Annotated in this window: 9 protein-coding genes; 5 read left to right on the forward strand and 4 right to left on the reverse strand. The window is 72.6% G+C overall.

Annotation, left to right across the window (positions count from 1 at the left end):
- Positions 1-8 precede the first annotated feature (8 nt).
- The gene (locus R6Y94_RS04865; protein ID WP_318394517.1) at positions 9-542 is read left to right on the forward strand and encodes an Rrf2 family transcriptional regulator; all 534 of its coding nucleotides are present in this window, start codon (positions 9-11) and stop codon (positions 540-542) included.
- A 124-nt stretch (positions 543-666) separates the two neighbouring features.
- Here the strand turns inward: R6Y94_RS04865 and R6Y94_RS04870 are convergent, their stop codons facing one another.
- The 4 genes from R6Y94_RS04870 to R6Y94_RS04885 form a co-directional block, all read right to left on the reverse strand.
- The gene (locus R6Y94_RS04870; protein WP_318394518.1) at positions 667-2,133 is read right to left on the reverse strand and encodes a pyridoxal phosphate-dependent decarboxylase family protein; all 1,467 of its coding nucleotides are present in this window, start codon (positions 2,131-2,133) and stop codon (positions 667-669) included.
- A gap of 69 nt (positions 2,134-2,202) precedes the next feature.
- Positions 2,203-3,258 (reverse strand): LacI family DNA-binding transcriptional regulator, encoded by a 1,056-nt coding sequence (locus tag R6Y94_RS04875; protein ID WP_318394519.1) that lies wholly within the window; start codon positions 3,256-3,258, stop codon positions 2,203-2,205.
- A gap of 74 nt (positions 3,259-3,332) precedes the next feature.
- The gene (locus R6Y94_RS04880) at positions 3,333-6,383 is read right to left on the reverse strand and encodes a glycoside hydrolase family 3 C-terminal domain-containing protein (RefSeq protein WP_318394520.1); all 3,051 of its coding nucleotides are present in this window, start codon (positions 6,381-6,383) and stop codon (positions 3,333-3,335) included.
- A gap of 448 nt (positions 6,384-6,831) precedes the next feature.
- Entirely contained in the window at positions 6,832-8,247 is a 1,416-nt protein-coding gene (locus tag R6Y94_RS04885; RefSeq protein WP_318394521.1) for an ROK family transcriptional regulator, read from the reverse strand.
- Between the two features lie 271 nt (positions 8,248-8,518).
- Between R6Y94_RS04885 and R6Y94_RS04890 the strand changes: the two genes are divergently transcribed.
- The 4 genes from R6Y94_RS04890 to R6Y94_RS04905 all read left to right on the forward strand — a co-directional run bounded on the left by R6Y94_RS04890 (position 8,519) and on the right by R6Y94_RS04905 (position 12,635).
- Complete coding sequence (locus tag R6Y94_RS04890) at positions 8,519-10,198, forward strand: extracellular solute-binding protein (RefSeq protein WP_318394522.1); 1,680 nt, start codon at positions 8,519-8,521, stop codon at positions 10,196-10,198.
- 224 nt (positions 10,199-10,422) lie between these two features.
- Positions 10,423-11,382, forward strand: coding sequence for an ABC transporter permease (locus R6Y94_RS04895; protein WP_318394523.1), 960 nt, complete (start codon positions 10,423-10,425; stop codon positions 11,380-11,382).
- Entirely contained in the window at positions 11,379-12,314 is a 936-nt protein-coding gene (locus tag R6Y94_RS04900; protein ID WP_318394524.1) for a carbohydrate ABC transporter permease, read from the forward strand. The genes R6Y94_RS04895 and R6Y94_RS04900 overlap by 4 nt, the downstream gene beginning before the upstream one ends.
- 9 nt (positions 12,315-12,323) lie before the next feature.
- Positions 12,324-12,635 carry a hypothetical protein gene (locus tag R6Y94_RS04905; RefSeq protein WP_318394525.1) on the forward strand — a complete coding sequence of 104 codons (312 nt, stop codon included), beginning with the start codon at positions 12,324-12,326 and terminating at the stop codon, positions 12,633-12,635.
- Positions 12,636-12,691: the final 56 nt, after the last annotated feature.

Raw genomic sequence — 12,691 nt, forward strand, 5'->3', positions numbered from 1 at the left:
TTTCCGACATGCGTCTCTCTGCCCGGGTCGACTACGCGCTGCGCGCCGTTGCCGAAATCGCCGCACGCGCGGAGGAGGGCGGGCTGGAACCACGTCCGGTGGCCGCCGGCCGGTCCCGCCCCGCCCGGGCCGCCGACGCCGGGCCGAACCGGCGTCCGGCACCGCTGACCGCCGAGCAGATCGCCCGGGCCCAGGACATCCCGCCGAAGTTCCTGGAGAGCATCCTGCTGCAACTGCGCCGGGGCGGCATCGTGCACGCCCAGCGTGGCCCCGAGGGTGGCTACTGGCTGGCCCGCCCGGCCCCCGAGATCTCCCTGGCCGAGATCATCCGGGTGATCGACGGTCCGCTGGCCAACATCCGGGGGCAGCGCCCGGAGGACCTCGGCTACGCCGGTGCGGCGCGGGCTCTCCAGGAGGTCTGGATCGCGCTGCGGGCCAGCGAGCGGGAGATCCTGGAGTTGGTCACCATCGCCGACGTGGCGAACGGCAAGCTGCCGGACCGGGTCCGAGAGCTCGTCGCCGACCCGGCGGCCTGGACCTGACCCGGCCGGCTGGACCTGACCCGGCCGGGTCGTAGCGCCAGCCGCCCTCGGTGCCGGCGCGTCGGGACTGAACCCTTTCGACCTGAACAGCGCGGGCCGGCCGGCCGCCCTTCCCGCCCCGGGCTCAGTCCCGCCGGTCCGGCAGCGCCGCCGCGATCTCGCTGATCAGCCGCCAGGTCTGCGCCACGTGCTCCTCCCGGGTGTACGGCGAACCCGGCACCAGCCGCAGCGTGTAGCGGCCGCCCACCCGGGTGTGCGTCAGGTACGCCCGGCCGGTGGCGTTCACCCGGTCCAGCAGTTCGGCGTTCGCCCCGTCGTCGGCGGCACCGTCGGAGGTGGACCGCAGCCGGAAGCAGACCAGCGCGAACGGGCTCGGCGCGACCAGCTCGAACCGCTGGTCGGCCCGGACCCGGTCGGCGAACCGCTCGGCCAGCGCTACGGTGTCCCGGATGTGTGCGCGCAGCCCCTCGGCGCCGTACCAGCGGAGCACGAACCAGAGTTTCAGGGCCCGGAACCGCCGCCCGAGCGGCACCTGCCAGTCACGGTAGTCGAGCACCTCGCCGGAGTCGGTCGCCGCGTTGCGCAGGTACTCCGGCAGCACGGTCAGCGCCTCGACCAGTTCCGCCCGGTCCGCCACCCAGAACGCGTCGCAGTCGAAGCCGGTGAGCAGCCACTTGTGCGGGTCGAAGCAGTACGAGTCGGCGTATTCCAGCCCGGCGTGGGTGTGCCGCAGTTCCGGGCAGACCGCCGCGGCCCCGGCGTACGCGGCGTCGACGTGCAGCCAGAGGCCGTACTCCCGGCACAGCTCGCCGATCGCCTGGATCGGGTCGACCGCGTTGGTGGAGGTGGTGCCGATCGTCGCCACCACCGCCGCCGGGACCAGCCCGGTCGCCAGATCCGCCTCGATCGCGGTACGCAGCGCCGCCGGATCCATCGCCAGGGTCTCCGGATCGACCCCGACCGTACGCAGCCCCGCGTCGCCGAGCCCGGCGATCCGGGCCGCCTTCTCGATCGCCGAGTGTCCCTGCGTGGAGGTGTAGATCCGGTACGCCCGCTCCACCCCGTGCCCCCGCCAGCGCCCGGCACCGGCCCTGTGCAGCGCGGCCAGTACGGCGATCAGGATCGCCGAGGAGGCGGAGTCCTGGATCACGCCGCCGCCGGAGCCGCCGGAGCCGCCGGAGCGGAACCGCGCGGGCAGGTCGAGCAGTTCCGCCAGCCAGTCCAGCACCACCGTCTCGACCTCGGTGCAGGCCGGGCTGGTGGACCAGAGCATGCCCTGCACGCCGAGGCCGGCGCCGACCAGGTCGCCCAGCACGCTCGGCCCGGAGGTGTTCGCCGGGAAGTAGCCGAAGAACCGCGGATGCTGCCAGTGGGTGAGGCCGGGCGCGATCACCGTGTCCAGGTCGGCGATGAGCCGGTCGAACGGCTCACCCCGCTCGGGCGCACCGGCCGGCAGCCGGGCGGCGACCGTGCCGGGTGGATCGGCCGAGGTGACCGGCCGCTGGTCCAGTGTGGACCAGTAGTCGGCGATCCAGTCGACGACCTGGTGCCCGTGCCGCCGGAACTCGTCCGGGGTCATGTGGTTGGCCATGTCCCCGAGTCGACCAGCCCGGACGTTGCCGATCAAGAAGCCGTGCGGCCGGGAAGCCGCTGGATGTGGTCAGGCGGCCGGCGAGCCGGTGGGTACCCGACGGGACCGGACCTGGTCCGGCGGCGGCGCGGCCGCCGTGCTGGCCCGGACGGTCAGCCGGGGTGGCAGCAGGGTGCCCTCCGGGACCGGCTCGCCCTCCAGCTTGCGCATCAGCAGCGACACCGCCTGCCGGCCCACCTCCTCAGCCGGGATCAGCACCGAGGTCAGCGCCGGACTGGCCCGTTCGGCGACCTCGTCCGGGCAGATCGCCACCACCGAAATCTCCTCGGGCACCCGCCGGCCCAGCGTCGGCAGCGCGGCGAGCACCTGGCCGACCGCCGCCTCGTTGTGCACCACCAGCGCCGACAGGTCCGGCGCTCGGGCCAGCAGCCCGGCCACCTCCTGGACGACCGCCTCGAAGTTCTCCTCACCCGGCTGGGCGATCGCCGCGATCCCGTGCCGCTGCGCGGTCTCGGCGAACCCGGCCCGGGTGCGGTGGGCGAAACCGGTGTCCCGGTCGTAGACCACCGCCGGGGCGCCGAGCAGCGCGATCGTGCGATGGCCAAGCCCGGCCAGGTGCTCGACACAGACCTGACCGGCCCGATAGAAGTCCAGGTCCACGCAGGTGAGTCCGGACGGGTCGGCCGGAAAGCCGATCAGCACGCTGGGTCGTTCCAGGTCGCGCAGCAGCGGCACCCGGGGGTCGTGCATCTCGACGTCCATCAGCACGATGCCGTCGACCATCGCGCTGGCGGCGATCCGGCGCAGCCCGGCCGGGCCCTCGTCGGCGGTCATCAGCAGTACGTCGTGGCCGAACTGCCGGGCCGTGGTCACCACGGCGGTGGCGAACTGCATGAGCACCGGCAGGTGCATGCCGGAGCGCAGCGGCAGCACCAGGGCGATCACGTTGGCCCGCTTGCTGGCCAGCGCCCGGGCCCCGGCGTTCGGGTGGTAGCCCAGGCCGCGCACGCTGGCGAGTACCCGCTCCCGGGTGGACGCCGAGATGGCGCGCTTGCCGCTGAGCACGTACGACACGGTGCTGACCGCGACCCCGGCGTGCCGGGCCACGTCGGCGATGGTCACCATGTCCGCACGCTTGGCGGAGCCTCCGGCGGACTGCCCGGGCGTCGGTCGCGAGGTGGGGCGCGACGATTCGGACACTAGGCGCCTCCAGTTCCCGTCCCGGTCCGGTCGCCGTCGACGCCGGCCGTGAAGGTCAACCAACTCACCGTAGCGCCGGGGGCGTCGAACAGCACATACAGGTCCCGTACCCCGGTCGCCGCACCGTGCCAGTGGCCGGTCACCTCCCGGGCCGGCTGCCGGTCCGGTGCGGCATCCCCGTCCGGCGGCACACCGGCGCCCGCGCCGCCTGCGCCGATGGGTGGGACGGGGATGGTGCCGGCGACCGGGCCCCGGACCGGATCGTCCAGCCGGAGCACGAGTTCGGCGCCGTCCGGCAGCGGTCGCCGGCCACCCACCCGGGCGGCCACGCCGGGTACCCCGGCACCGAAGTCGACCCGGGAAAACCGGATCCAGCCGCCGGCCTCCCGGGCGACCACGGCGGCACCGTCCGGTCCGTCGGGCAGCGGCTCGGTGCCGGCGTACTCGTCGTGGTCAGTCGCCCACAGTGGACCGTCCAGCGGTTGGCGGGGGCGCACCGGCTCGCCGTGCACCGCCAGGGTGGTGGTCAGCACCAGGTCGGCACTGGACCGGCCGACCGCGACGGTGTGCCGGGCGTCCTCCACCACGTACCGGCCCCGGGTCACGTCCCAGTGCGCCAACTCGCTGGCACGCAACCGGAGCCGTACCGTGGTCTGCGCGCCCGGGGCCAGGCTCACCCGGGCGAAGCCGCGGAGCTGGCGCAGCGGCTGCTTCACCCGGGACCGCCGCTGCCGGGTGTAGAGCTGGACCACCTCGTCGCCCGGTCGCGAACCGACGTTGGCCACTCGCACGCTGACCTCGATCTCTCCGGCCGCGTCCACCTCGTCCGCGCTCAGCCGCAGGTCAGAGTAGGCGAATTCGGCGTAGCTCAGCCCGTGGCCGAACGGGTAGAGCGGAGTGCCCCGATGGTAGAGGTACGTGGTGTCGGTGGCTATCACGTCGTAGTCGAACAGGTCGGGCAGCTCGGCCGCGTCGTGGTACCAGGTCTGGGTCAACCGGCCACCCGGATCGGCATCCCCGGCGAGTACGGCCGCCAGCGCGGTGCCGTACTCCTGGCCGCCGTGCGCCGACCACAGGATCGCCGGCAGGTGCTCGTCGGCCCAGTTCAACGCGTACGGATAGCTGCTGCTGACCACCAGCACGGTACGCGGGTTGGCCGCGTACACCGCCCGGAGCAGTGCCTCCTGAGCGCTCGGCAGCGCCAGGTCGGCCCGGTCCTCGGTCTCCCGGCCGCAGACCATCGGGTGGTTACCGAGCACCACCACGGCGACGTCGGCGTCCCGGGCCAGCGCTGCCGCCTCGGCCGCACCGTCGGCGACCAGCTCGACGGTGAAGCCGGTGCCGTCGGCGGCGTCCACCGCGTCGGCCCGGAGCACGCCGTCCGGGCCGACCCGGACGTACCGCCGGCTGGCCAGGTGGAGCAGCACCCGGTCGCCGGTCTCCCGGTGGACCAGCCGGAACGTCTCCCGGACCACCCAGCCGCCCGGGCCCGGGCGGTCGTTGACCAGCGGACCACCCTCCTCGCCGGCGCCGACGTGCCGGCCGTTGGCCACGCTGCGCAGCGCGACGACGTCCTGGCCCCAGTCGAAGACCTCGAACCAGCCGTCTCCTGGCACCGTCCCGGCCCCACCCGGCGCCGCCCCGCCGTCGCCGTCCACCGGCCCGACTCCGTCGTCCGAGGCGGCGCCGTCCGGCAGCACCGTCCGCGGGCGGACCTGGTCGACCCGCAGGGCGCCGCCCTCCGGATCACCGGCGGCCCGGACGTAGCCGTCGGCCGTCCGCAGCGCGATCCGGTCCGCACCGCTGTGCTGCGTCGTGCTCGCCGGGGCGAACCGGGCGGCCAGGCCGTCGCGGGCGGTGATCGCGTACGGCAGGGTGCCGCTGTACCAGTCCTCGTAGAGCGCGTCGGCCAGCGGCCCGAGTACGGCCAGCCGGCCGATCCGGCCCGGGTCCAGCGGCAGCAGTGCCCCGGTGCCGGGCCGGGCCACGTTGCGGAGGAGCACCAGTGCCTGCCGGGCGGCCTCCCGGGCCAGCTCCTGGTGTGCCGAGCAGTTGATCACGTCCGAGGTGATCGCGGTGTACGGGTTCCGCTCGGGCGGGTCGAAGTCGCCGAGCCGGAACCGGATGGTGAGGATCCGCCGAACCGCCGTGTCCAGGTCGGACTCGTCGAGCAGCCCGCGTCGCAGCGCCTCGGTGAGCCGCTCGATCGTCGGCTCGGTGTCCTCGGTGTCCTCGGTGAAGCTGTCGATGCCGGCTCGCAGTGCGGCGGCGTAACCGCTGGGGTGGTCGGGGTGGTAGCCCTGGGCGCCGGCGATGTTGGAGATGGCACCGGCGTCGCTGACCACCAGGATCTCGTCGCTGGTCCAGCGGCGCAGTTCGCTGCCGATCAGCGGGCTCAGGTGCGCCGGCCGACCGTTGACCAGGTTGTACGACGCCATCACGGCCACCGCCGCGCCGGTGGCGATGGGGGCCCGGAACGCGGGCAGCTCGTATTCGTACAGCACCCGGGGCGGCAGGTTGCTCGACGTGGTGCACCGGTCGGTCTCGTTGTTGTAGCCGAGGAAGTGCTTCAACGTCGGCGCGGTCTTCAGGTAGTCGGGGTGGTCGCCGCGCAACCCCCGGGCGTACGCGGTGCCGAGCCAACTGGTCAGCCACGGATCCTCGGCGTAGCCCTCCTCGTTGCGGCCCCACCGGGGGTCGCGGAGCGGGTTGACCACCGGCGCCCAGACGTTCAGCCCGACCCGGGTCGGGTCCTTGTGGTGCAGGCCCCGCACCTCGTCGCCGACCGCCGCGCCGACGGCCCGGATCAGTCCGGGGTTCCAGGTGCTGCCCAGACCGAGTGCCTGCGGGAAGACGGTGGCCGGGCCGAGCCAGGCCAGCCCGTGCAGCGCCTCGGTGCCGGTGCGGAACGCCGGCAGCCCGAGCCGGGGCACCGGAGCCTGGTGCTGGTGCAGCAACGCGATCTTCTCCGCCCGGCTGAGTCGGCCGAGCAGGTCGGCGACCCGTACGTCGAGCGGCTGGTCAGGGTCGCGGAACGTCGTGTCGGTCATGGTCGATCACCTTCCATGATCTTCGACTAGCGCTGCGGCGGTGGAGGCCGGGGTGGTGGCGACAGTCGAAGCGCTTCGAGCAAGCGGGACGGGATGGAGCGGCGGGTGCCCGGCCGTCAGCCCGGGAAGCTCGAAGCGCTTCGACGACCGGGGAAAAGTACTCCACCGTGGATAGCGGTTTCCCGCTGGTCACGAGGGAGCATTTCGAGGCTTCCACCAGCCGCCGTACCGGTCAAGGGGGTGCGCCGAACGGATTGGTGGGTATCGGTTTCCATCGGTCCTGCCGGACCGGCCGGTCACGCGGTCGTGCCTGCTCGGTACGGTACGGTACGGTACGGGTCGGCGCGGTCCCGTCCGCTGACCGACCTGGAGTGGCGTGCCGCGCCGCCGTGTCGCGCCTGGAGTGGCGTGCCGCCCGTGGCGGAGCCGTCCGATGTGGTCGGTCCGGTCAGCGCTGCCCGGCCGGTTGCCGGGACGCGTCGGAGGGCCGTGGATCCGGCGGAGCGGACACCTGCGGGCCGGACGTGGCCGTCTCGGCGCTCGCCTCCGGCTCCGGATCGCCGGGCGTGCTGCTGGATCGGGTGGGCGTCTTCCGGGAGACCCGGGCGGCCGGGCCGGGATCCCGGGCGGTGCCCCGGGCCGGGTCGCGCAGCGGTAGCCGGCCGGCGTCGACGGTCTCCAGGGTCCGGGCCGCCCCGCCGGCCGCCGCCGCGCCGGTGCCGAGGGCCGAGGCGAGCAGCCGGGCCCCGCCGGCCTCCGCAGCCAGCGTGTGGGCGTGCAGTTCGGCCTCGGCAGCGGGGAGCAGCCACGGCGCCAGCGTCGCGAAGTAGCCGCCGAGTAGCACGACCTCGGGGTTGACCAGGTTGGCCAGCAGGGCAACGGCCCGGCCCAGGTGCCGGCCGGTCTCGGCGAGCGCGTCGAGGGTGGCCCGGTCACCCCGGCGGGCCTTCGTCCGGATCCGGTCCACCTCGGGGGCGAAGTCGGTGACCGGGCCGTCCTCGGCCGCGTCCGGCAGCGCCCGCCGGATCAACGCCGGGATCCCGGCCACCACCTCCAGGCAGCCGCGTCGGCCGCACGGGCAGAGTGGACCGTCCGCGACGACCGGCACGTGTCCCAGCTCGCCGGCGAACCCGCGCCCGCCGCGCAGCAGCCGGCCGTCGGCCACCACGCCCGCGCCGAGCCCGGCGCCGCCGGTCAGGTGCACCAGGTTGGCGGTGCCGGCGTACGGGCCGTGCCGGTATTCGGCGAGGGCGGCGAGGTTGGCGTCGTTGTCCACCACCACCTCGTAGCCGGGATCGCGCAGGGCGCGCCGCAGGTCGGCGCCGAGCGGGAGGTCGCGCCAGCCGAGCGTGGTGGCAAGCCGGACGGTACCGCTGGGGTCCACCAGGCCGGGGACGGCGACGGTGAGGCCGAGCACCTCGCGCCCGTGGTTGCCGACCCGGTTGACGGCCCGGCCGGCGAGCGCCGCGATGGCGCTGACCGCCCGGCCGGGGGAGGCGGACGAGCCGTCGAAGGCGCGCCGCCAGGAGAGGAGTTCGGCGCCGGCCAGGTCGACGGCGACCACGGTCAGCTCGTCGATGCTCACCTCGAGGCCGATCGCCGCGTACGGGGCGCCGTCGACCACCAGCATGGTCGCCGGGCGGCCGATCCGGTTCTCGGCCAGGCCGGTCTCCCGGACCAGGCGCCGGTCGAGCAGTTCGGCGACCAGACTGGAGACGGTCGCCTTGTTCAGCCCGGTCGAGGCGGCGATGTCGGCGCGGGAACAGGGTGCGTGCGCCCGGACGAAGCGCAGCACGACGGCGAGGTTCGTGGCCCGTACGTCGGCGAGATCGGCTGGCTGTGGCCCGGTCTGCGTCGTGAACAAGATCAGCCCCGCTCCTCGCGTCGGTCTCCGGGCCCGGTGTCGCGCCGGTTGCCGACGGCGCGCCCATCATGTCGCACCGCCACGCGCGGGCCACGCTCGCCCGTCGCGCCATGATTCCGGTGTCTTGTGGCACCGGTCACCGTCGATTACTTTTGTTTAGTCACCCGACTAACTAACTCTACCCCATACCACCCAGCAACCGAACGGGTTCGTCCGCCGCGTGCCACGCGGGTCGCCGACCCGGACGGTGATATCGAAGGGAGCGCCCTCCGTGGAACCATCCGGCCCGGGCAGCGCCACCAACCGTAGGAACTTCCTGAGCCTGGTGGGCCTCGGTGCCGCGGCGACCGTCGGCAGTGGCCTGCTCGCCGGCTGCGGCGGCGAGGTCGCCTCCACCAGCGACGCGCAGAACCTCGACAAGCTCGCCGGCCTGCTGCCCAACCAGAAGGACCTGCCGCCCGGCATCCCCAAGCCGAGCATCGTCGGCACCCGCCCGGTGCCGGACGGCTACACCGAGTTCCCGAGCACCCTGGTCGACGCCATCACCGACAAGCCCGGCACGAGCGGCCAGCGGATCAACGCGATGACCCCGGCCTGGGGGCCGGCTCCACCCGGGCTCGGCCAGAGCCAGTACCTGGCGGCGGTGAACGCGGAACTGGGCGTCGAGGTCAACTTCAGCGTCCAGGACGGCAACCTCTACGCCGACAAGCTCAACGCCATGCTCGGCGCCCGGGACGTGCCGGACGTGCTCTGCGTACCGGAGTGGGAGGTATCCAAGCTGCCGCGGTTCGCCGACGCGACCGCCGCGCTCTTCGAGGACCTCACCGACCACCTCAAGGGAGCCGGGATCGACCCGTACCCGATGCTGGCCACCTTCCCGGCCGGGGCCTGGCGGCACGCGTTCTGGAACGAGCGGCTGATGGCGGTGCCCTGCCCCAAGGACGGTCCGTTCCCGTGGGCGCTCTTCTACCGCAAGGATCTGCTCGACGCGGCCGGTCTCGGCTATCCGAAGACGATCGAGGAACTCTTCGAGGTCGGCAAGAAGGTGACCGACCCCCGCAAGGGGGTCTGGGCGTTCAACGACATCTTCGCGATGGTCCAGATGTTCCACAAGGTGCCGGGCACCGACGACGGCTGGCGGCTGAAGCCGGACGGCACGCCGGAGTTCAAGTACGAGACGCCGGAATACAAGCAGTCCGTCGAGTTCATGGCCAAGGTCTACCAGGCCGGCCTGGTCCACCCGGACCTGGTGGCCACCAAGGGCGCCGACTCCAAGCAGTTGATCGCGGGCGGCAAGATCCTGTTCTTCCAGGACGGTCCGGGTGCCTGGCAGGCGATGCAGGCCGAGCAGCAGCGGATCACCCCCGCCTTCAACATCCAGCCCGTGCCGATCTTCTCGGCCACCGGCGGCGACCCGCTGGTCTGGGGTGACGACAACCCGATCTCGTACACCTTCATCAAGAAGGGGCTGGGCAAGGCCCGGGTGGAGGAGCTGCTGCGGGTGATCAACTGGTGCTCGGCGCCGTTCGGCACCAAGGAGTTCGACCTGCGCGAGTACGGGGTGGAGGGCAAGCACCACAACCGGAGCGCGACCGGTCCGGTCAAGACCGACCTCGGCTTCAAGGAGATCCAGAACCAGTACTTCTTCATCAGCGGGCGCAGCCCCGTGGTGCAGCCGTTCCCGCAGACCCCGAACTTCGTCCGGGACATGCTCACCTACTCCAACGAGATGGTGAAGTACCTGGAGAAGGACCCCTGGTCGGGGCTGAAGCTGGAGATGCCGGCCCGGTTCAAGGCGAGCCTCACCCCGACCGACGACAAGGTGACCGACCTGCTGCGCGGCCGCCGGCCGATCAGCGACCTGGAGACGATCATCGCGGAGTGGCGCAACGGTGGCGGCGAGGAGGCCCGCGAGTTCCGCGCCAAGGCGTTGGCCGACGCCGGACGATGAGTACCCGTGAAACGGCCCGGCCGGGTGGCACCGGCGAGGACCGGAGCCGCCCGCCCGGCGGTTACGATCCGGTGGTTCCGCAGGCGGGCGAGCCGGAACCGGAACCCACCGTCGTACGGCCCCGGCCCGGCGAGGGTCCGCGGAGCGGGCCGGAGCGCCCTCGGGACAGCTCCGCAGCAGGCGCGCCCGGCTCCCGCGGTCCGGGTCGGACGGGTCGCGGGCCGGTGCGGCACGGGCGGAAGCGGCGTCGCGAACGGGCGCCGCTGCGGGCCCGGCTGCGCCGGGACTGGCCGCTGCTGGTGATGGTCGCCCCGGCCGCCCTGCTACTGCTGGTCTTCCACTACCTGCCGACGCTCGGCAACGTCGTCGCGTTCCAGGACTACAACCCGTACGCCGGGGACAGCCCGTTGCAGGCGTTCCTGCACAGTCCGTGGATCGGGACTACCCACTTTGAGACGCTCTTCGGCGACCCGGCGTTCTGGGACGCGCTGCGTAACACCCTGGCGATCACCGCGTTCCAGCTCGTCTTCTACTTCCCGCTGCCGATCATGCTGGCGATCATGCTGCACAACATCCTCTCCTCGAGGCTGCGGGGTTTCGTGCAGACCGTCGTCTATCTGCCGCACTTCTTCAGCTGGGTGCTGGTGGTCACGTTCTTCGTGCAGATGTTCGGCGGGGCCGGGCTGCTCGCCCAGGAGATGCGTGACGTCGGGCTCGAACCCTGGAACATCATGTCCAATCCGGACACCTTCATCGTGCTGGTCACCGCCGAGACGGTGTGGAAGGACGTCGGTTGGGGCACCATCGTCTTCCTCGCCGCGCTCTCCACCATCGATCCGCACCTCTACGAGGCGTCCGCGGTCGACGGTGCGAGCCGGTGGAAGCGGCTCTGGCACGTGACGCTGCCCGGGTTGCGGCCGGTGATCGTACTGCTGCTGATCCTGCGGCTCGGTGACGCGCTCTCGGTCGGCTTCGAGCAGTTCATGCTGCAACGCGACGCGGTGGGGCGGCAGGCCGCCGAGGTGCTGGACACCTTCGTCTACTTCAACTCCATCACCACCGGCAATTACGGCTACGGAGCGGCGGCGGGGCTCTTCAAGGCCGTGGTCGGGCTGGTACTGATCCTGGCGGCCAACCGGTTCGCCCACGCCCTCGGCGAGCGGGGAGTGTACTCGCGCTCATGACTGTGACAGATCCCCTGCGGACGGCTCCACCGCACCGGCACCGGGGGCGGAACCAACGACCGGCCTGGGAGGAGAAGCCGAGCGCGGTCGGCCAGGTCTTCCGGGGCGGCGTGCTCACCGGTGTGGTGCTGGCGGTGCTGATCCCGCTCTGGGTGGTGCTGGTGACGAGCCTGGCGTCCCGGGAGACGATCAACGAGGCGGGCGGGTTGGTGGTGGTGCCGAGGGAGATCGACTTCTCGGCGTACCGGGCGATCTTCTCCGGTGGGCTGGTCACCCAGGCGCTCTGGATCAGCACGCTGGTCACCGTCGCCGGTACGGCGGTGAGCCTGGTGCTGACCGTGCTGGCCGCGTACGGGTTGTCCCGGCCCGGGTCGGTCGGGCACCGGGGGCTGCTCTTCTACTTCCTGCTGACGTTCCTGATCTATCCCGGCATGGTGCCGAGCTATCTGGTGGTGACCGCGCTCGGGCTGAAGGACCAGATCTGGGCGCTGGTGCTGCCCACCGCGATCAGCGTCTTCAACCTGGTGGTGGTGCGGGCGTTCTTCCAGAACATCCCGGCCGAACTGCTGGACAGCGCCCGGATCGACGGGGCCGGCGAGTTCCGGATCCTGGCCCGGATCGTGCTCCCGCTCTCCCGGGCGGTGATCGCGGTGGTCGGGCTCTTCTACGCGGTCGGCTACTGGAACGTCTGGTTCAACGCCCTGCTCTACATCGACGACAACTCGAAGTTCCCGATCCAGCGGGTGTTGCAGAGCTTCATCCTGGCCGGCCAGTCGCCGAACAACGCCGGCACGCTCGGCGTCTCGATGCCGCCGACGCTGGCGATCAAGATGGCCGTGGTGGTGGTCACGGTCTCGCCGATCGTCCTGGTCTATCCGTTCGTGCAGCGGCACTTCGTCAAGGGCGTGATCATCGGGGCGGTGAAGGGCTGACTGCCGGTGATGCTGCTGACCGCCGGCTTCGGGCTCGCCCTGCCGGCGCTGACCAGCCTCGGCATGTCCGGCGCCCGGTCCGACGACGCCGGTCTCGCCTCCGGACTCTTCAACACCACCCAGCAACTCGGGATGGCGGTCGGGGTCGCGGTGCTCGCCACGCTGGCCGCCGGGCGTACCGAAGGATTGCTGGCGGCCGGCGCGAGCCGACCGGCCGCGCTGACTGCCGGGTTCCGGCTGGCCTTCGCGGTCGCCACCGGGCTGCTGGTCGCCGCGTTCGCCGTCGCGTTCACGGTGCTGCGCCAGCCCGTCCGGCGCTGACCTGCGGCGGTTACCTGAAGGGGGACGGGGCGCCCCCCACCTGGGCACCCCGCCCC

The organism is Plantactinospora sp. KLBMP9567, from assembly GCF_033446045.1.
In the GTDB taxonomy this organism is placed as follows: Bacteria; Actinomycetota; Actinomycetes; order Mycobacteriales; family Micromonosporaceae; genus Plantactinospora.

Excerpts from the sequence above, each read along its gene's own strand:
- R6Y94_RS04865 (WP_318394517.1), top strand. The coding sequence starts at position 9 with ATGCGTCTCTCTGCCCGGGTCGACTACGCGCTGCGCGCCGTTGCCGAA.
- R6Y94_RS04870 (WP_318394518.1), bottom strand. The coding sequence starts at position 2,133 with ATGGCCAACCACATGACCCCGGACGAGTTCCGGCGGCACGGGCACCAG.
- R6Y94_RS04875 (WP_318394519.1), bottom strand. The coding sequence starts at position 3,258 with ATGGTGACCATCGCCGACGTGGCCCGGCACGCCGGGGTCGCGGTCAGC.
- R6Y94_RS04880 (WP_318394520.1), bottom strand. The coding sequence starts at position 6,383 with ATGACCGACACGACGTTCCGCGACCCTGACCAGCCGCTCGACGTACGG.
- R6Y94_RS04900 (WP_318394524.1), top strand. The coding sequence starts at position 11,379 with ATGACTGTGACAGATCCCCTGCGGACGGCTCCACCGCACCGGCACCGG.
- R6Y94_RS04905 (WP_318394525.1), top strand. The coding sequence starts at position 12,324 with ATGCTGCTGACCGCCGGCTTCGGGCTCGCCCTGCCGGCGCTGACCAGC.